Here is an 18,681-nt window from a genome sequence, read left to right on the forward strand (position 1 = left end):
GCTACCCTGGTCGTCAGCCGCACATCGGAGGAACACCATGCTGACCACCGCCCAGGTGCTCGCGGAGAACAACTTCGGTGACACCCGCACGGGTGGTCTGGCCGGCCCGATGGGCCTCTTCCTCATCATCGCGCTGGCCACCGTCACCGTCCTGCTCATCCGCAACATGAACGCCCGGCTGCGCCGGCTGCCGGACCGGTTTCCGCACCCGGCCGAGTCGGGCCGGGTCGACGCGGCAGTCGTCGATCCGACAGACGGGTCCGTCGAGCAGGATTCACCCACGAATGCTCCCAACGGCTCCCAGCAGCGCCGCAACGGCTGAACACCGCGTGAATCACGCCCGAGCCGGTCGTTCACCCCTGTTGCGGCCACCGGCTTTGGCTTAGCCTTCCGCCGGGGGGACCGTCAGGCCCCGGACCCTGCGCGGAAGGGGGACGCCGATGTCGAAGGCAGCAGCGCGCCCCGACCGTGCCCCGCGTCCACGTCCCGCCGGGGCGGAGCCGTGACCTCCGAACCGGCCGACCGTCCCCCGGACCGGCTCGGCCTGCGCGGCACGCCGGTGAGCGTCGTGCTGCTGACCGCCGCGGTCGCGGTCACCGCGCTGCTGGCCGCCGTGCTCGGTCTCCGTGTCCCCGCGCAACTGCCGGTGGACGATCCGCTGCCCGGCCCGGCCCGCTTCGGCCTCGCCGCGGTCGCCTTCGCGGTGGCTCAGCTCGCCCGGCTGCGCTTCCGCACCGCGGCCGGCATGGTCAGCATCACCTGGGGCGAGGCCGCGCTGGTAGTCTGCCTCTGGCTGGTGCCGGCCGGCTGGCTCCCGGCCGCGGCGCTGCTCGGCGCCGGCGCCGCCTGGACCACGATGTCGCTGGTGTCCGACCGGCGCCCGGTGCTGGAACTGGTCCGCATCGCCGGCTCGCTCACCGCCGCCACCGCGTTGGCCGGTGCCGTCGCCAGCGCGCTCGGGCGGCCGCTGCTGGCCGCGCCCACCCCGGAACTGGCGCTCGCGCTGGCCGCCGGCGCGGTGACCTACCTGGTCACCACCGGCTGGCTCGGGGCCGCCACGATCGCCCTGCGGCACGGCATCCCGATCGGACCGCCGCTGCTGGCCGCGCTACGCGGCAAGCTGCTCATGTTCGTCGGCAACGTCGCGGTCGGCCTGGCCGTGGTCGCGCTGCTGGAGGTGGACCCGCGCTGGCTGCTGCTCCTGCCGCCGCCGCTGTGGCTGCTCCAGCAGACCTACCGGCACCGGCTCCGGGCCGACGCGGAGCGGCGGACCTGGCGGGCCTTCGCCGAGGCCACCGCCGCGCTCAACCAGCTCGACGAACGCGGGGTGGCGACCGCCGCGGTGACCGGCGCGCTCACCCTCTTCGGGGCCGAGCTGGTCGAGGTGGACGTGGCGCGCGGCGACGGGCGCTGGCGCCGCTACCGGACCGACCTCGGCGGGCAGGTGCGGGACCACGAGGTCGAGCCGGCGGCGCCCGCCGAGTCGGGTGAGCACGAGCTGGTCCGGCGACTCGCCGTCGGCGCCGTCGAGGTGGGTCGGCTGCGGGTGCGGTTCGCCCGGTCCGCCCCGCCCGGCCACGCCGAACGCGACGGCATGGCCGCCTTCTCCGACGCGCTGGCCGCCGCCCTGCACGACGCCGCGACCCACCGGGAGCTGCGGCTGGTCACCGCCCGGTCGTCGTACGAGGCGGTGCACGACCAGCTCACCGGGCTGCTCAACCGGGCGGCCCTGCTGGCCCGGGGCGACCAGGCGCTGCGGCAGCGCCCGCACGACCACCCGGTCGCCCTGCTGCTGCTGGACGTGAACCAGTTCAAGGAGGTCAACGACACCCTCGGGCACGCCGCCGGCGATCAGCTGCTGCGGCTGACCGCCCACCGGCTGGCCGTGCTCACCCGGCCCGGTGACCTGCTCGGCCGGCTCGGAGGGGACGAGTTCGCGCTGCTGCTCACCTCGGTTCCGGTGGTCGAGGACCGGACCGCCCCGCTGGCGTACGCGCTGCGCCAGGCCCGGGAGATCGCCGAGCGGCTCGCCGCCCCGACCGAGGTGGCCGGGGTGCGGATGTCCGTCGAGGTGGCGGTCGGCGTGGTGGTGGCCGACGCGGGCACCGCCGACCTGACCGAGCTGCTGCGCCGGGCCGACATCGCGATGTACCAGGCGAAGGAGGGCGGCGGCAGCGTCGCCGCGTACGACAGCTCCCGCGATGCCGCGAGCACCGACCACCTGGCGTTGCTCGCGGAGCTGCGGGAGGCGCTGGCCGCCGACGACCAGCTCGTGCTGGCGTTGCAGCCGGCGGTGGACCTGGCCACCGGCGCGCCGACCGGGGTGGAGGCGCTGATCCGCTGGCGGCACCCGCGCCGGGGCTGGCTGGCCCCGTCCGACTTCATCCGCCCGGTGGAGAACAGCGAGCAGCTCGGCAGCTTCACCCGCTACGTGCTGGACAAGGCGCTGGAGGTGGCCGCCGGATGGGCGCGGGAGGGACTCGACGTGCCCATCTCGGTGAACCTGTCGGCGCGCAGCCTGCTCGACCCGCGGCTGCCCGCCGAGATCGAGGAGGCGTTGCGCCGGCACCAGGTGCCGCCGCACCGGCTGGTCCTGGAGATCACCGAGACGGTGGTGATGAGCGAGCTGGAGGTGATCGACGAGGTGCTGGCCACGCTGCGGGCGATGGGCGTGCAGCTCGCCGTGGACGACTTCGGCACCGGCTTCTCCTCGTTGACGTTCCTCACCCGGATCGCGGTGGACGAGCTGAAGGTGGACCGCTCCTTCGTGATCCGGATGGTCGACTCGCCGGAGGCGGCGGCGATCGTGCGTACCACCGTCGGGCTGGCCCACGAGCTGGGGCTGCGGGTGGTGGCGGAGGGCGTGGAGACGGCCGAGCAGCGCACCGCGCTGGCGGAGCTGGGCTGCACCGCCGCCCAGGGCTACCACTTCTTCAAGCCGATGCCGGCGGACAAGATCGGCGCGGTGCTCGGGTCGCTGCGCGACACCGCCCGTGACAACGTCTTCCCGCTGCGCGCCGACGGCGCCTCCTGAGCCGGTTCCGCGCCGCCGGAGCACACCGGCGGCGCGGACCGGACGGACTCAGCCGCGCGGCAGCACGTCGTCGAGGACGGTCGGCAGGGTGGCCCAGTCGGCCGAGGCGATGCTGGCGTGCGCGCGGGCCAGCTCGGCGACCCGGGCCGCCGCCGCGCCGGCGTCGCCGCTGGGGACGGCCGGCGGCACGTTCTGCGCGTCGGTCATCACCAGCAGGTAGTGGTTGGCGTCGTACCAGGCGGTGTCGATGCCGCCGCCGACGTACGCCGAGGCGTCGCCGTCGAAGAGCACGAACCACTGCCGGAGAGTGGTGTCCGCGTACCGGGAGCGGGGGTCGCCGGCCTGGGCCCGGTGCACGGCCGGGAACGCGCGGGCGGTGCCCAGCGTGCCGGCCGCCGCCAGGCCGGCCAGGTGGCGGGCGTACTCCACGTCGGTCCAGAGCGTGTCCGTCGGGTTGCCCTCCTCGACGGTGCCGGGGATCAGCTCCACGAGCACCTTGCCGGCGAGCTGCGCCCGGGTCGGCCAGGCGTCCGCGCGGGCGGCGGCGTCCAGCGTGGGGTGGCCGCCGAGCAGGTCGGCCGGGCGGAACACCCGGTCGCCGAGGCGCGCGGCGAGCACCGCGTCGAGCTGGGCCGGCCCCTGCCCGGTGCGGCCGCTGAAGCCGGTCTTGAGTTCCAGCTTGAGGACCACCGGGCCGGCGTCGGGGTGCGCGCCCAGCCAGAGCCGGATGTCGTCCAGGCAGTGCTCCAGGTTCTTGTTGCGGGTGCCGGTGTAGAGCTGCGCCGCGCTGGTGGCGGCCACGCAGTTGTTGTCGTTGCCGAGCGGGTTGCTGTGGCTGACCCGCCACTGGCGGGTGAGCACGTCCGGCCAGACGTCCAGCTCGATCAGGGCGGGCCGGGCGTCGAGCGCCTGGGCCAGGTAGGTGTAGGTGCCGCGCTCGTAGGTGTTGTGGATGCCGACGCCGGTGGTGGCGGACCATCGGGTCTCCGGGGGCACCGCCGCGGACGCGGTGCCCGGGGCGAGCGCGGCGCCGGCGAGGGCGGCGAGGGCGAGCAGGGCGGGGACTCTGCGCATGGACCGTCTCCTTCGGACGTGCCGGCGGTGGGCGCGCCGGCCATGCGTCGATTCAAATAGACGAAAATGAATAGCGGAAGGATGGTCCGGGTCTGACCGTCAAGCTGCCGACATCGTGCCGGTAGGGGGCAGCGGGCGTGATCGATCGGCCCTACTCTTCGGGCAGTGCGGGGCGACGGTGCCCCGCGGACGTCCACACGGGGAGGACGACGGTGACGAGACGTTCCTGGCGACGGGTCCTGGTCGCCGCGACCACGGCGGTGACCGCCGGCGCAGCCGGCCTGGTCGGCGCCGCGCCGGCGCAGGCCCGTCCGGTGCAGACCTGGTCGTTCAGCGTGGTCGGTGAGCCGGGTGACCCGATCACCGCCGGCAACACCTACTCCTACAGCTCCGCCACGACGACTCCGGGCGACGAGACGAGCGCGTCGGGCTGGCACGCGCAGCAGTTCCAGATGATCTCGTCGAACTACCCCGACGGCACCTGGTACCTCGGGCTCACGGCCCCGGCCGCGCTCAAGGCGGGCGACACCTACCAGAACGTCGGGCAGCCGGACTACGAGAACCACCAGGCGGGCATCAGTCTCTCCAACGACGGCTGGAACCGGTCCTGCGCGCGGAGCACCGGCTCGTTCACCGTCCTCGACGCCGCCTGGGGCCCCTTCGACTACGTCGAGCGCTTCGACGCCACCTTCGAGATCCGGTGCGAGGGCGCGACCGGCGGCCTGCGCGGTGAGGTCCACATCTCGAACCCGCCGCCGGTGCCGGCGCAGGAGGTCACCCTGACCGTCGACCCGGCGGCCACGGTGACCAGCAAGGGCGTCGCCACCATCCGCGGCACGGTCACCTGCACCCGGGCGGAGACGATCGACGTGGGTGGCGACCTCACGCAGCAGCAGAAGAAGGCGGGCCTCGTGCGGGGTCGCTACGACATCCAGGTCGCGTGCGTCCCGGGCCAGGCGGTGCCCTGGTCGGCCACCACCTACCCGGCCGACGTCACGTTCCGGCGCGGCACGGCGCAGGCGGTCACCGAGGTGCCGGTCCGCGACTTCGAATACTCGAACGAGTACACCGTGCGGGACACCTCGACGCTCACGCTGACCCGGTGATCCGCCGGCCGGGCCGGGACGGCGGTCCCGGTCCGGCCGGACCACTCCCGCCGCGCCGGCCCGACGCGCTCGCTATGGTCGGACGGTGAACCGACTCGCTCAGGCCACCTCGCCCTACCTGCTCCAGCACGCCGACAACCCGGTCGACTGGTGGCCCTGGTGCGAGGAGGCGTTCGCCGAGGCGAAACGGCGTGACGTGCCGGTGCTCATCTCGGTCGGCTACGCCGCCTGCCACTGGTGCCACGTGATGGCCCACGAGTCGTTCGAGAACGAGGCCGTGGCCCGGCTGATGAACGACGACTTCGTCTGCGTCAAGGTCGACCGCGAGGAACGCCCCGACGTCGACGCCGTCTACATGACCGCCACCCAGGCGATGACCGGCCAGGGCGGCTGGCCGATGACGGTCTTCGCCACCCCGGACGGCACCCCGTTCTTCTGTGGCACCTACTTCCCGCGCGCCAACTTCATCCGCCTGCTCGGCTCCGTCGCCGCCGCCTGGCGCGACCAGCGCGACGCGGTGCTGCGCCAGGGCGCCGCCGTGGTCGAGGCGATCGGCGGCGCTCAGGCCGTCGGCGGCGTGACCGCCCCGCTCACCGTCGAGCTGCTCGACGCCGCCGCCGCCCAGCTCGCGCAGGAGTACGACGAGACGAACGGCGGCTTCGGGGGCGCGCCGAAGTTCCCGCCGCACATGAACCTGCTCTTCCTGCTCCGGCACCACCGCCGCACCGGCTCGCCACGCAGCCTGGAGATCGCCCGGCACACCGCCGAGGCGATGGCCCGCGGCGGCCTGAACGACCAGCTCGCCGGCGGGTTCGCCCGCTACTCGGTGGACGGCCACTGGACCGTGCCGCACTTCGAGAAGATGCTCTACGACAACGCGCTGCTGCTGCGGGTCTACACCCAGCTCTGGCGGGCCACCGGCGACCGGCTGGCCCGACGGGTGGCCCGGGACACCGCGCGGTTCCTCGCCGACGAGCTGCACCGGGCCGGCGAGGGCTTCGCCTCGGCGCTGGACGCCGACACCGAGGGCGTGGAGGGCCTCACCTACGTCTGGACGCCCGCCCAGCTCGTCGAGGTGCTGGGCGAGGACGACGGCCGCTTCGCCGCCGACCTGTTCACCGTCACCGAGCAGGGCACCTTCGAGGAAGGCGCCAGCGTGTTGAAGCTGGCCCGGGACGTCGACGACGCCGACCCGGCGGTCCGGGCCCGCTGGCGTAACGTGGTGGGCCGGCTGCTCGCCGCCCGGGACACCCGCCCCCAGCCGGCCCGCGACGACAAGGTGGTGGCCGCCTGGAACGGGTTGGCGATCACCGCGATCGCGGAGTTCCAGCAGGTGGCCGCGCTGCACGCGGACCCGGCCGACGAGGACGCCAACCTGATGGAGGGCGTGGTCATCGTCGCCGACGGCGCGATGCGCGACGCCGCCGAGCACCTGGCCGCGGTGCACCTGGTGGACGGCCGGCTGCGCCGGGTCTCCCGGGACCGGGTCGTCGGCGAGCCGGCCGGGGTGCTGGAGGACTACGGCTGCGTCGCCGAGGCGTTCTGCGCGCTGCACCAGCTCACCGGCGAGGGGCGCTGGCTGACCCTGGCCGGCGAGCTGCTCGACGTGGCGCTGGCCCGGTTCGCGGCGCCGGACGGCGGCTTCTACGACACGGCGGACGACGCCGAGCGCCTGGTCACGCGGCCCGCCGACCCCACCGACAACGCCACCCCGTCCGGCCGCTCGGCGATCGTCGCGGCGCTCGTCGCGTACGCGGCGTTGACGGGGGAGACGCGCTACCGGGAGGCCGCCGAGCGGGCGCTGTCGACAGTCGCGCCGATCGTCGACCGGCACGCCCGGTTCACCGGCTACGCCGCCACGGTCGGCGAGGCGCTGCTCTCCGGCCCGTACGAGATCGCGGTGGCGACCGACGACCCGGCCGGTGACCCGCTGGTGGCCGCCGCGCACCGGCACGCCCCGCCCGGCGCGGTGGTGGTCGCCGGCGCCCCGGACCAGCCCGGCGTGCCGCTGCTGGCCGGTCGACCGCTGGTCGACGGGCGGCCCACCGCGTACGTCTGCCGGGGGTTCGTCTGCCAGCGGCCGGTGACCTCGGTCGACGAGCTGGTCGCCCAGCTCGGCTGAGCCGCCGGCGGCGGCCCGCCCTCACGGTCGGGCCCGCTGCCGGCCCGGCTAGGCTGGCGGCGCTATGGACTCCCGTACCGGACTCCCCGTCGTGGGCATGGTGGGCGGCGGCCAGCTCGCCCGGATGACCCACCAGGCCGCCATCGCCCTCGGCCAGTCACTGCGCGTGCTGGCGCTCGCCCCGGACGACGGCGCGGCGCTCGTCGCCGCCGACGTCCAGTACGGCGACCACACCGACCTGACCGCGCTGCGCACGTTCGCGAAGGGTTGCGACGTGGTCACCTTCGACCACGAGCACGTGCCGAACGCGCACATCCGCGCGTTGACCGACGAGGGCGTGAAGCTGTTCCCGCCGGCCGAGGCGCTGGTGCACGCGCAGGACAAGCGGGTGATGCGGGAGCGGCTCGGCGAGCTGGGCGCACCGAACCCGGCCTGGCGTCCGGTGGAGTCGCCGGCCGACCTGCTCGCGTTCGGCGCCGAGGTGGGCTGGCCGGTGGTGCTCAAGGCCGCCCGGGGCGGCTACGACGGCCGGGGCGTCTGGATGGTGGACGACGCCGACCAGGCCGCCGAGCTGGCCGCGACGCTTCTCGACGGCGGCACGCCGCTGCTGGTGGAGGAGCGGGTGGCGCTGCGCCGGGAGCTGGCCGTGCAGGTGGCCCGGTCGCCGTTCGGGCAGGTCGCCGCCTACCCGGTGGTGGAGACGGTGCAGTCCGACGGCATCTGCGTCGAGGTGCTGGCGCCCGCGCCCGACCTGCCCGAGGAGCAGGCGCTCGCCGCTCAGCAGCTCGCCATCGACCTGGCCACCGCGCTCGGGGTGGTCGGCCTGCTCGCGGTGGAGCTTTTCGACACGGCCGCCGGGCTGGTCGTCAACGAGCTGGCCATGCGCCCGCACAACTCGGGGCACTGGACCATCGAGGGCGCCCGCACGTCGCAGTTCGAGCAGCACCTGCGGGCGGTGCTCGACTATCCGATGGGGGACACCGCGCTCACCGCGCCGGTCGTGGTGATGGCGAACGTGCTCGGCGGGGAGCCCGGCGGGATCTCGATCGACGAGCGGCTGCACCACCTGTTCGCCGCGGAGCCCGGCGCCAAGGTCCACCTCTACGGCAAGCAGGTGCGTCCGGGTCGCAAGATCGGGCACGTCACGGTGCTCGGCACCGACCTGGCCGATGTACGGGCCCGGGCCGCGCGCGCGGCCCGCTGGCTCCAGGAGGGACGCGCATGAGCGAACGCACCGAGCGGAGCGAGGGCCGTGAGGGCATGCCCAGTCGGCACGGCGTGAGCACCGTCGGGCTGATCATGGGTAGTGACTCGGACTGGCCGACCATGCGGGCCGCCGCCGACGCGCTCGACGAGTTCGGCGTGCCGCACGAGGTCGGCGTGGTCTCGGCGCACCGCACCCCGCTCAAGATGATCGAGTACGGCCGGGAGGCCGCCGGTCGGGGCATCCGGGTGATCATCGCGGGCGCGGGTGGGGCGGCCCACCTGCCCGGCATGGTGGCCTCGGTCACCCCGCTGCCGGTGATCGGCGTGCCGGTGCCACTCAAGTACCTGGACGGGATGGACTCGCTGCTGTCCATCGTGCAGATGCCGGCCGGCGTGCCGGTCGCCACCGTGTCGATCGGCAACGCCCGCAACGCCGGGCTGCTTGCCGTCCGCATCCTGGGGGCCGCCGACCCGGTGCTGCGCGAGAAGATGGCCGGCTATCAGGCGAGCCTGGAGGACCTGGTCGCCGAGAAGGAAGCCGCGCTCCGCGCCTCGTTGCGCTGACCCGGGAAACTCACCCTCCGTGTTCATTACGTCGGGTCACGGATAGTCACCGCAGCCCTGGTGCCGGGTGGTGACCCGTCGCCGCCTTTGCTCTGCAGCCACCGACGCAGCACGGCTCCGGGCTGGTCTTTGGTACCGATGCGGGAATCCTGCCCGGGGCGTTCGCGGTCGCGTTCCGTTACCGATGCGTCCGTGGCTGCAGAGCAAAGGCGGCGGGACGGGTGTCGGCCCCGTCGACCGACCGTTACGGAGAGCTACCGATCGGCGCGCCGGCCGGGCGACGGGTCGGCATGCCGGCAAAGACCACGGGGCCAGCGCGCCGGGCGACGACCGACGCCATCCGCCGGACGGAGACGACCGACGCCATCCGCCCGACGGTGGCGCCGCGTCGACGGCCGGCGCCTCAGCGCATCCCGCGCAGCGCGGTCTGCAGGCGCTCCTGGGCGCGGCGGCGGCGCTCGTTGCTCGCGCCGAGCACCAGCAGGACGAGGCCGACCGGGATCAGCACCAGCCACGGGCCGAGACTGAACAACGCGTGCACCGCGGCGATCGCGGTGACCGTCGCGCCGACGATCACCGGTGCCTGCTGCCGGCTGGTCGACCCGAAGATCAGCACCGCCACGGCGCCGAGCAGCAGCAACACCTGCCGCAGCGTGCTGGAGTCGGTTGCCACCACGATCGCCAGTGAGGGCAGGAACGCGGTCACCAGCGCCGGCCCGTAGGCCACCCAGCTCGACATGTCCGGCCGGTGGCGCAACTGCAGCACCCCGACCAGCAGAGCCAGCGCCGCGAACGGCAGCGTGTACGCCTCGGGCAGCGCCACGTCGGACACCCGCATCAGGATCCACCAGGCGCTGATCTCGCAGGCCACCACGGCCCAGAACAGCAGGTTCCGCTCCATCGGGCGCCGCCCCGGGCGGCTGGCCGCGATCCCGAGCACCGCACCCCAGGCGGCCAGCAGCGCGGCGATGTGCCGGGGCGAGTCGTACGCCAGGGCCAGCGCGATCAGGGCCGCGCCGTAACCGCTCCACTCGACGGTGGCCGCCTCCCGGTACGCCTCCGGCCGGCGCAGCCGGGGCAGGGTGGCGGCGAAGACCTGCAACGCCGCGCCGACCGTGAGCACCCCGAACGCCGACCAGACCGCCGCCAGCCCGACCACCAGGCCGAGCGTGAGCACGAAGAGCTGGGCCATCACCGAGGCGAACAGCCAGCCCAGGATGCGGGCCCGCTGGGTGGTGCCGTAGAACGCCGCGACCAGGCCCACGGCGACCGCGCTGCCCAGCGTGATGAGGGTCAGGTCCCGGGTGGCCAGGGCGCCGGCGAGCCCCGCGCCGCCGGCGGCCAGCCCGATCACGAAGACCAGCACCCGGGCCACCCGGATCGAGCGGCCCGGCTCGGCCAGCGCCGGCGGCGGGGTCAGCGCCAGTCCCAGCATCGAGATGGTGAACACGACCAGCCCGGCCTGCGCGGTGATCGGCCAGCCCTGACCGAGCGCCACCGGCGTGATCAGCAGCGTGAGCGCCGCCCCGGGCAGGACCACCGGCACCGCCCGGGACCGGCGGCCGCCGCTGAACCCGCTCGCGGCCAGCGCCGCGGTCGCGGTCAGCAGCAACGCGGTGAGCACGTGGGTCGGGTCCACCGCGTCCGGCGGCGGGGTGAGCAGCTCCGGTGGCGGCCCCTGCCACACCCGTCCCAGCACGACGAACGTCGAGAACAGCGCCACCACCAGCGGCGGCCCCAGGGTGACCAGCGCCAGCGCGGTGGGCAGCGCCGCCGCGGCCAGCGCCCCGGCGGCCGGGCTGACCCGCCACCGCAGTTCGTTGGACTCGTCCCCGCGCAGCGCCCCGTTCAGCAGCACCGACCAGCGGCGTACCGGACGGGCGGAGTCGGCCGGCGGGACGGTGGCCGCCCGGATCAGCTCGGCGAGCACGCCGAGCAGCGCCGCCGCGGCGGCGAACACGCCGGCGGGCAGGTGGACGAGGAGAGCGGCGGCGGCGATGACGGTGGCCGCGCCGACGACGGCCACGCTGGCGTACGGAAGATATTGCGGCACCTGCCGGCGGACCGCCGCGATCACGGCCAGGCCGATGCTGGCGGCGGCCAGCGCGGAGGTGAGCACCACCTGCGCGGGGCGACCGAACTCGGCGGACAGAGCGGCCACCGCGCCGGGCAGGGCGAGCAGGGCCGCCCCGGCCGCCGCGCCGCCCACCTGCACCAGGTGCGGCGGCATGCCCTCGGCCCGGACGTCGTCCACGAGAGACGGCGCGAACGACCGGGCCAGGGCCGCCACTGTCGCGCCGATCAGGGCGATGCTGCCCAGCGCCAGCGCGGTGGTCCAGGGCCGGACCAGGCCGGCGCCGGCGGCGTGCAGCGCCACCACCCCGGCCACGGTGGCCCGGGACAGCGCGGCCCGCGGGTCCACCGCGGCCACCGCCGCCATCCCGTAGACCGTGGCCACCATGGCGCCGACCAGCACCGGAGACCACCAGGGCAGGTCGAACGCGGCCGGCGCGCCGACGGTGGCGAGCACCGCGGCCACGCCCGAGACGTCGTACTTCCACGGTGGCGGCAGCAGGACGGCGGCGGTCATCCCCAGCAGCGCAAGCGTCACCGGCGCCTGCCAGGTCGCCCCGCCGGTGGGCGCCGCCGGCCACCCGCTCAGATCGCCCGCCCAGATCGGCCCGGGGGTGGCCAGCACGCCCACGCCGCCGCGCAGCGCGCTCCAGGCGGCGACGAGACCGATCAGCGTGCCGCCGGCCGCGATGCCGAGGATCGGACCGCGACGCCACTCCTCCGGCAACGCCCGGGCCGCGACCGCCACCACCAGCACCAACGCGGCCGCCACCACGAGCTGCCCGCCGGGCGCGAGCACCGCGGCGATCCGGGCCAGCGTGGCGACCAGCGCCACCGTGGTGGCGGCGAGGGCCAGGTCCGAACCGTCGAGCGACATGTCGGCGCGGCGACCGGCGTCGATCCGCGGGGCCAACGCCAGCAGCGCGGCGCTGATCAGCAGCAGGCCGCCCACCCAGGCGTCCGCCGAGGTCGCGCCGGGCGCGCCGAAGCCGGCGGCGGCGACGGCCACCGCGCCGAGCACCGTACCGAGCGCGTGGGGCATGCTCAGCTGCCGCTGCGCCACCTGCACCAGGGCCGCGTACGCGAGCGTCACGCAGACCGCCAGGAAGCTGGCGGCCAGGATCGGGACGGTGATCTCGCGCAGGTTGGCCGGGGTCGGCGACGGTGGCGTCGGCACGGTGGCGGCGACGAACGCGGCCACCGCGCCGGGCAGGGCGAACGCCGCGCCGCCGGCGGCCCAGGCGCAGACCGGATCCGTCGCGGCGGCGGCGATGCGGACCCGGGGCGCGAGCGAGACCAGCGCCCCGGCCAGGAACAGCAGGGTCAGCGCGGCGGCGGAGAGCGCCGGCCGGGAGAGCGCGGCCCCGGCACCGACGAGCCCCAGCCCGGCCGCGGTCACCGCGTGCACCACGGCGGCCCGCGTGCTACCGGCGGTGAGCCCGAGCGCCCCGACGGCGACCGCGGTGAGCAGCATCGGCCAGCAGGCCGCCGCCCAGCCCAGACCGAGCGAGGCCGGCACGGCGAGCGCGGTCAGCGCCGCGCCGACCACCGCGAACTCGCGCCGGATCTCGACCGGCAGCGCGACCACGGCGGCCACGGTGAGCAGCAGCGCGGCGGCGGCGAGCTGCCAGCCGGTCGGACCGACCGCCCGGGCCAGCTCGGCGTGCCATCCGCTCAGGTCGGCCGACCAGGCCGGCAGCGCCGCCCGAACCGGGGCGAGCCCGGCCCGCAGCGCCCCGCCGGCGACCACCAGGCCGCTGACCGTGAGCGCCACCGCGGAGGCGAGCTGCGGACCCCGGCGGGCCGCCTCCGGCATGGCCCGGACGGCGAACCCGGTGAGCGCGATGACCGCGGCGATCAGCAGCAGGGACCGGCCCGGCAGGGCCACCGAGGCGACCCGGCCGAGCGCGCCGATCACCGCGAGGGTGACGATGCCGGCGCCCACGTCGGGCAGCGGCGGCCGGCGCAGCACCAGCGTGCCGGCCAGCGCGGTGAGCGCCGCCAACAGCAGCACCGTGCCGGCGGCCGCGGCGGCCGGCACGGTCGCGGACCGCAGCAGGGCGGTGACCGCGTACGCCAGGGCCAGCGCGACCGCCGCGCCGTGCAGCAGCCAGGTCAGCTCACGCAGCCACGGCACCGGTCGAGTCGCCGCGACGGAGTCCGGGCCGGCGGGCGGCTCCCCGCCGAGCACCTCGGCGGACTCCTCCGGCGCGGACTCGGGCCGGTCGTCGTCGGCGCGTTGCCGGGGCGGGACCGGCGTCCTCGGCGTGGCTGCGGGCAGGTCCGACCGGACCGGTCGCTCCCGCACCACCGCGGACCGGGCCAGTGCCAGGTCCAGCACCGCCACCACGGTGAGCACCAGCGCCCAGCCGGCCGGCCCGGTGATCCGCTCGTACGCCAGCAGCGGCAACACCGGCTGGGCGGCCAGCACGGTGGCGAAGCGGGGGGCGCGTAGCCCGGTGCCGTACGCGTAGCCGACCGCGACCACTGTGGTGACCAGGAAGATGGACCCGGCGAACGCGGCCCCCGAGGTGCCGCCGCTGATCCGGTCGACGGCCCAGACCGCGTACCCTGCCAGCGGCACCAGCAGCAGCCCGACGGCGGCGATGGTCTCGGCGGTCGAGGTGAGGCCGCGGCGGGCCAGCACCGGCGGGGCGAGCAGCATCAGCACGGTGGCGACCAGCAGCACGCCGAGCCGGGCCAGCGCGTCCATCGAGCTGGTGGCAACGGCGGCGAAGACCACCGCCGCGACGCCGAGCAGCAGCGCGCCCAGCCCGAGGGGGATGTTCTGCACCTCGCGCGAGGACGCCTCCGGCGGGTGCTCCGGGTCGTCCACGTCGAGCCACTGGGGACGGCCGCGCGGCGGCGACGGGGGCAGGTCGTCCGGGGCGGGTGGCGGGGTGCCCTGCCGGGGCACCCGGGGCGGGGCGCCGGTGGCGGCGGTGGGCGGGCGGCGCCCCGGCCGGCGGCGCAGCACCTTGCGCGGCCGGGTGGCCTGCTTGATCCGCTCCTCACCGGCGTGCGCCAGGATGTCGCGCTGGAAGAGGGCGGCCTGCATCTTGGCGGCGATCTGCCGTTGCTCGCGGGCGATCTCGGCGTCGCGGGCCTTCATCTCGGCGATCGAGCGCTCGATGTCGGCCAGGTGCTCGGCCCACTGCGGCTGCCCCGCGCCGCAGTGCGGACAGACGGCGGCGGGCTTGATCTCCCGCCCGCAGGCGGCGCACCTGAAGCTCTCCACGACCGTCTCCCGTCCGCCCGCGCCCGTCGCACTGTGGACCTCTGGAGAGCATGCCCTGAGCGGGCCGGGATTTCGACAGTTGCCGGCGCGTTCCGGACAACAAAAAAGGTCCGGCCGGCCGGGGAGCTGGTCCCCGGCCGGCCGGACCGGCGTCGATCGGTCAGGGGCGGCCCAGGCCGCGGTACTCCCAGCCGGCCTGCGTCCACAGTGTCGAGTCGAGGCAGTTGCGCCCGTCGACGACCTTGCGGCCGTTGACCAACTCGCCCAGCGCGACCGGGTCGGCGTTGCGGAACTCGGCCCACTCGGTGAGCACGCAGACCAGGTCGGCGCCCTGGACCGCGTCGTTCATGGAGTCCTCGTAGGCCAGGCCGGGCACCGCACGGCGCGCGTTCTCGATCCCCTGCGGGTCGAAGACGTGCACGTCGGCGCCGGCCTTGCCGAGCAGTGCGGCCACCGCCAGGGCGGGCGCGTCGCGTACGTCGTCGGTGTTGGGCTTGAACGTGGCGCCGAGCACCGCGACCCGGGTGCCGGAGAGGTCCGGCCCGGCCGGGCCGGAGCGGCGGCCGAGCAGCTCGGCGGCGAGCTGCACCACCCGGGTACGCCGGCGATTGTTGATCAGGTCGACCTCGTGCAGGAACCGCAGCGCCTCGCCGGCGCCCAGCTCCTGCGCGCGGGCCTGGAACGCGCGGATGTCCTTGGGCAGGCACGCGCCGCCGAAGCCGAGCCCGGCCTGCAGGAAGCGGTTGCCGATCCGGGGGTCGTAGCCGATCGAGCGGGCGAGCTGGGTGACGTCGCCGCCGGCGGCCTCGCAGACCTCGGCCATCGCGTTGATGAAGGAGATCTTGGTGGCCAGGAACGCGTTCGCGGCGACCTTGACCAGTTCGGCGGTGGCGAAGTCGGTGACCACCAGGGGCACCTCGCGGTCCTCGGTGGCGGCCAGGTCGAAGACGCCCTTGTGGGCGGCGAAGAGCATGCCGTTGGCCCATTCGCTCTTGACCCCGACCACGATCCGGTTCGGCCGCAGCACGTCGTCGACGGCGAAGCCCTCCTGGAGGAACTCGGGGCTCCACGCCACCTCGACGCCGAGGTCGTTCGGGGTGTGCTTGCCGACGAGCTGCTCCACCCACTCCGCGGTGCCCACCGGCACGGTGGACTTGCCGACGATCAGCGCCTTACGGGTCAGGTGCTGGGCCAGGCTGGTCACCGACGCCTCGACGTACGACAGGTCGGCGCCCATGCCGTCGGCCCGCTGCGGGGTCCCGACGCAGATGAAGTGCACGTCGCCGAAGTCGGCGGTCTCCTGGATGTCGGTGCTGAACCGCAGCCGGCCGGCGGCGAGATTGCGCCGCAGCAGCTCGTCGAGGCCGGGTTCGTGGATCGGGACCTCGCCGGCGTTCAGCTTGGCGATCTTGTCCGCGTCGACGTCGAAACCGAGCACCTCGTAGCCCAGCTCCGCGTAGCAGATGGCGTACGTCGCGCCGAGGTAGCCGGTGCCGAGGAAGGTCACCCGGGGCCGGGCGGCGCCCGACGGCGGGGTGACCGCGGCGATCGCGGGCATCGGCTGGGAGTTCGGGTACGGGATCGTCACGCCTGTCTTCTCCGCTCGCGCTGGCGGCGCATCCTCGCGTCGCATTCTGCTGGGGCGCCTAGGCCGGGCACCGAGGGACTGTCTGGTGTGAGGGTAGTGGGTCGGGTGGGCGACGCTCGGGCGCGAGCCTACCCGCCGGTAGCTTCGGTCCGAGCCTGGTGGCTATTCTTCAGTCTGCGGCAGTCGGCGGCCCCCGGGCGGCACAGACTGCGCATGATAGCGGTGAAAGGGGAGGGCCGACATGGCCGCAGAGCAGTCGTTCGACGTCTACCGGTTGCCGGAGGAGCACGAGGCGATCCGGGAAGCGGTCCGTGAGGTCTGTGCGGCCAAGGTGGCACCGCATGCCACCGAGGCGGACGAGACAGGTGAGTTCCCGAAGGCGTCCTACGACGCGCTGCGGGCCGCCGACTTCCACGCCCCGCACGTCCCGGTGGAGTACGGCGGCGCCGGCGCGGACGCGCTCGCCACGGCCATCGTGATCGAGGAGGTGGCCCGCGCCTGTGCCTCGTCCTCGCTCATCCCGGCGGTGAACAAGCTGGGCACCATGCCGTTGCTGCTGGCCGGCTCCGAGGGGCTGAAGCGGACATACCTGACCCCGGTCGCCTCGGGCGACGCGATGTTCTCCTACTGCCTCTCCGAGCCGGAGGCGGGCAGCGACGCCGCGTCGATGACCACCAAGGCGGTCCGTGACGGCGACCACTGGGTGCTCAACGGCGTCAAGCGCTGGATCACCAACGCCGGCGTCTCCGAGTACTACACCGTCTTCGCTGTGACCGACCCCACAGCGCGGTCGCGGGGCATCTCGGCCTTCGTGGTGGAGAAGTCCGACCCGGGGGTGAGCTTCGGCGCGCCGGAGAAGAAGCTCGGCATCAAGGGCTCCCCGACGCGCGAGGTCTACCTCGACAACGTCCGGATCCCGGCCGACCGGATGATCGGCGCGGAGGGCACCGGCTTCGCCACCGCGATGAAGACGCTCGACCACACCCGGGTCACCATCGCCGCCCAGGCCATCGGCATCGCGCAGGGCGCGCTCGACTACGCCAAGGGCTACGTCCAGGAGCGCAAGCAGTTCGGCAAGGCGGTCGCCGAGTTCCAGGGCATCCAGTTCATGCTCGCCGACATGGGCATGAAGCTGGAGGCGGCCCGGCAGCTCACGTACGCCGCCGCCGGCAAGTCCGAGCGGGGCGACGCGGACCTGACCTACTTCGGCGCGGCCGCCAAGTGCTTCGCCTCGGACGCCGCGATGGAGATCACCACCGACGCCGTCCAGTTGCTCGGCGGCTACGGCTACACCCGCGACTATCCGGTCGAGCGGATGATGCGGGACGCCAAGATCACGCAGATCTACGAGGGCACCAACCAGGTGCAGCGCATCGTCATGGCCCGCCAGTTGCTCAAGGGCTGACCGGCGCCGACGCGTTCGGGCGGGCGGGCCGGGGACGACCCGGCCCGCCCGCGCTTGTCAACGCCCGTCGTCCGGCCGGTTGGCGCCGCGCGGGGGCGCGGACCACGGCGACTCGCCGCCGGTGCGGCGGGGCAGGGGTTCGGTGGGGTTCTCGGGGTAGGCCAGTGTGAGCGGGGCCGTGTCCGGGTCCTTCGGCGGGCCGGGCGGGGGCCAGTCGGTGAGCGCCGGCTTGTCCACCGGGGTGACGGCCGGGGTCAGCTCCGCCCCGTCCGTCCGTGTCACCGGTCCACGCCGCCACCGACTCGCACTGAACACGGCCATCAGCAGCAGCAGGCCGATGAGGAACAGCGTGCCGTTGTCCAGCGGCTGACGCAGCGGCAGCGGGTCGCCGAGCAGCTTCAGGTCGCCGGGGACCCGGTCCCGCACGGTGAACGGCGCGACGAACAGCCCGATGTAGGGGGCCACCAGCAGCAGCCCCGCGACGAGCGGGCCGAGCGGCGAGAAGCGCAGTGTGCCGAGCAGGCCGAGCAGGACGCCGGCGACGCCCAGATAGACGGCCGGCTCGATCAGGTTGGGGGTGCTGTACGTACCGATCTCCACCCAGCGGTTGACGGTCCGCCCAGATCCGTCCTGACCGAGGGTGACGAGCACCCAGGTGACAGGCGCCACCACCAACCCGGCGAGGAAGCTCCAGAGATGTCGCATCCGCGCACCGTACCGTTTCCGGCATGACAGATCATCCCGCGGTCCCGCCGGGTAAGCCGACCTCGTACTCCCGCGTCACGCTGAGTCGCATCATGACCGCCGTCGATGTCAATCTGTACGGGACCGTGCACGGTGGGGTACTGATGAAGTTCGTCGACGACGTGGCCGGCGCGGCGGCCGCCCGGCACAGCGGCGGCACCGCGGTCACCGCCTCCATCGACGAGATCGTCTTCTCCGAGCCGGTCCGGGTGGGGGACCTGGTGCACGCGCACGCCCAGGTCAACTGGACCGGCAGCACCTCCATGGAGATCGGGGTGCGGGTGGTCGCCGAGCGCTGGGACTCGGCCGAGGACGAGCCGGTGCGGGTCGCCACCGCGTACCTGGTGTTCGTCGGGGTGGACGTGGGCGGCGCGCCCCGCGCGGTGCGCCCGGTGCTGCCCGAGACGCCCGAGGACGAGCGCCGCTTCCGCGAGGCGGAGATCCGGCGGGCCCACCGCCTGGCCCGTCGCCGCGCCATCCAGGCCCACCGCGCCGCGTGAGGTGTTAAGCGGGGCCCCCTGCTATGC

General features: G+C 74.7%; 12 protein-coding genes. 8 read left to right on the plus strand and 4 right to left on the minus strand.

Annotation, left to right across the window (positions count from 1 at the left end; genetic code table 11):
- Window positions 1-37: 37 nt before the first annotated feature.
- Window positions 38-322, plus strand: coding sequence for a hypothetical protein (locus ACIA5A_RS20085; RefSeq protein WP_396764272.1), 285 nt, complete (start codon window positions 38-40; stop codon window positions 320-322).
- A 222-nt stretch (window positions 323-544) separates the two neighbouring features.
- Window positions 545-3,034, plus strand: coding sequence for a putative bifunctional diguanylate cyclase/phosphodiesterase (locus ACIA5A_RS20090; protein ID WP_396764560.1), 2,490 nt, complete (start codon window positions 545-547; stop codon window positions 3,032-3,034).
- A gap of 48 nt (window positions 3,035-3,082) precedes the next feature.
- Here the strand turns inward: ACIA5A_RS20090 and ACIA5A_RS20095 are convergent, their stop codons facing one another.
- Window positions 3,083-4,108 (minus strand): phosphatidylinositol-specific phospholipase C domain-containing protein, encoded by a 1,026-nt coding sequence (locus tag ACIA5A_RS20095; protein WP_396764275.1) that lies wholly within the window; start codon window positions 4,106-4,108, stop codon window positions 3,083-3,085.
- A gap of 212 nt (window positions 4,109-4,320) precedes the next feature.
- Between ACIA5A_RS20095 and ACIA5A_RS20100 the strand changes: the two genes are divergently transcribed.
- The 4 genes from ACIA5A_RS20100 to purE all read left to right on the plus strand — a co-directional run bounded on the left by ACIA5A_RS20100 (window position 4,321) and on the right by purE (window position 9,106).
- Entirely contained in the window at window positions 4,321-5,214 is an 894-nt protein-coding gene (locus ACIA5A_RS20100) for a hypothetical protein (RefSeq protein WP_396764278.1), read from the plus strand.
- A gap of 85 nt (window positions 5,215-5,299) precedes the next feature.
- Window positions 5,300-7,336, plus strand: a complete 2,037-nt coding sequence (locus tag ACIA5A_RS20105) for a thioredoxin domain-containing protein (protein ID WP_396764281.1) — start codon at window positions 5,300-5,302, stop codon at window positions 7,334-7,336.
- 64 nt (window positions 7,337-7,400) lie between these two features.
- Window positions 7,401-8,561 carry a 5-(carboxyamino)imidazole ribonucleotide synthase gene (locus ACIA5A_RS20110; protein WP_396764284.1) on the plus strand — a complete coding sequence of 387 codons (1,161 nt, stop codon included), beginning with the start codon at window positions 7,401-7,403 and terminating at the stop codon, window positions 8,559-8,561.
- Between the two features lie 53 nt (window positions 8,562-8,614).
- The gene (purE, locus tag ACIA5A_RS20115) at window positions 8,615-9,106 is read left to right on the plus strand and encodes a 5-(carboxyamino)imidazole ribonucleotide mutase (protein ID WP_269693717.1); all 492 of its coding nucleotides are present in this window, start codon (window positions 8,615-8,617) and stop codon (window positions 9,104-9,106) included.
- Between the two features lie 403 nt (window positions 9,107-9,509).
- On the opposite strand, the gene ACIA5A_RS20120 is transcribed toward purE, so the two are convergent.
- Both ACIA5A_RS20120 and ACIA5A_RS20125 read right to left on the minus strand, forming a co-directional pair.
- Window positions 9,510-14,417, minus strand: coding sequence for an SCO7613 C-terminal domain-containing membrane protein (locus ACIA5A_RS20120; protein ID WP_396764287.1), 4,908 nt, complete (start codon window positions 14,415-14,417; stop codon window positions 9,510-9,512).
- A gap of 160 nt (window positions 14,418-14,577) precedes the next feature.
- Window positions 14,578-16,005, minus strand: coding sequence for a UDP-glucose dehydrogenase family protein (locus ACIA5A_RS20125; protein WP_396764290.1), 1,428 nt, complete (start codon window positions 16,003-16,005; stop codon window positions 14,578-14,580).
- Window positions 16,006-16,246: 241 nt separating this feature from the next.
- On the opposite strand from ACIA5A_RS20125, the gene ACIA5A_RS20130 reads away from it, so the two are divergent.
- On the plus strand, window positions 16,247-17,410 hold the full coding sequence (locus ACIA5A_RS20130) for an acyl-CoA dehydrogenase family protein (RefSeq protein WP_396764293.1): 1,164 nt from the start codon (window positions 16,247-16,249) through the stop codon (window positions 17,408-17,410).
- A gap of 57 nt (window positions 17,411-17,467) precedes the next feature.
- Here the strand turns inward: ACIA5A_RS20130 and ACIA5A_RS20135 are convergent, their stop codons facing one another.
- Window positions 17,468-18,115, minus strand: coding sequence for a hypothetical protein (locus tag ACIA5A_RS20135; RefSeq protein WP_396764296.1), 648 nt, complete (start codon window positions 18,113-18,115; stop codon window positions 17,468-17,470).
- Between the two features lie 23 nt (window positions 18,116-18,138).
- Here ACIA5A_RS20135 and ACIA5A_RS20140 point away from each other — a divergent pair, with 23 nt between their 5' ends.
- Window positions 18,139-18,654, plus strand: coding sequence for an acyl-CoA thioesterase (locus ACIA5A_RS20140; protein WP_181571755.1), 516 nt, complete (start codon window positions 18,139-18,141; stop codon window positions 18,652-18,654).
- Window positions 18,655-18,681 lie beyond the last annotated feature (27 nt).

The organism is Micromonospora sp. NPDC051300, from assembly GCF_044455315.1.
Taxonomy (GTDB): Bacteria; Actinomycetota; Actinomycetes; order Mycobacteriales; family Micromonosporaceae; genus Micromonospora; species Micromonospora robiginosa.